The organism is Hyphomonas chukchiensis, from assembly GCF_000682695.1.
Taxonomy (GTDB): domain Bacteria; phylum Pseudomonadota; class Alphaproteobacteria; order Caulobacterales; family Hyphomonadaceae; genus Hyphomonas; species Hyphomonas chukchiensis.
This window is the reverse complement of the sequence record NZ_AWFG01000088.1, coordinates 1-788: the sequence shown is the minus strand read 5'-3', so window position 1 is coordinate 788 and position 788 is coordinate 1. Positions and strand designations below refer to the sequence as shown.

Below are 788 nucleotides of genomic sequence, written 5' to 3'. Positions count from 1 at the left end.
GCACGCCGGTTTGCAAGTCCGGTCAGACTGTCCTGAAGGGCCAGTTCGGCAAGGGCTTCCTCGGACGCCTGTATGCGCCCGATCATGAGATTGAATTCGACAGCGACGCGGTGGAGTTCAGGCGGAACGCTGACATTTATCCGGTGCAGGCGGTCGCCATCTGCAAAACGGATCGCGCCATCGACCAGACGATCGACGCTTTGCGACAGGACCCGGCCTATCATCACGACGCCGAAAGCAATCGACAGGAGCGACAGGCCGCCTGCGATGCCCGCCAGCCACATCGATCTCTCATAGGAGCGATTGGCCATATCATGATCGTCCATGATGGCCTGGCTGATCTGGGTATATGTCGCGGCCAGCAGGTCGGTCGTGGTGACGACGCTGCCATGGAAACGCTGCTGTGTTTCGATGACATGCCTATCTCCCGGCAATCCGACCACTGACAGCAATTCGGTCGCATGCTGGTCTGCGACCGTCCAGTTGTCCCTGGCGCGCTCGACGAGCCCGCGGGCTTGAGGCGTGCCGTCCAATGCCGAAATGAGCTCGGAAAATGCCACTTCGACCTGTCCGCGGATATTGCGATAGGTGTCCGGATGCACCGGGTCGCTGTCCTGCAGGTATTCATCGACAGGGATCAGGATGTCCCAGATGAGCAGGCGCAAATTCTGGGCTGGAGCAATTTGGTCTCTCTGGCGCTCGGCCACGTCCTGGAAGGGAGCGATCACGCCGTGATTCAACAAGACGTACCCGCCACCGGCTGAGAGCGCGATCGGTGCGAGGGCGAA

1 protein-coding gene is annotated in these 788 nt (G+C 60.5%); it reads right to left on the bottom strand.

Translation table 11 applies throughout. The annotated features are described in order from the left end of the window. Positions 1-788, bottom strand: a 788-nt coding sequence (locus tag HY30_RS18155) for a HAMP domain-containing protein (RefSeq protein ID WP_034744426.1), incomplete at both ends; no start/stop codon positions are given.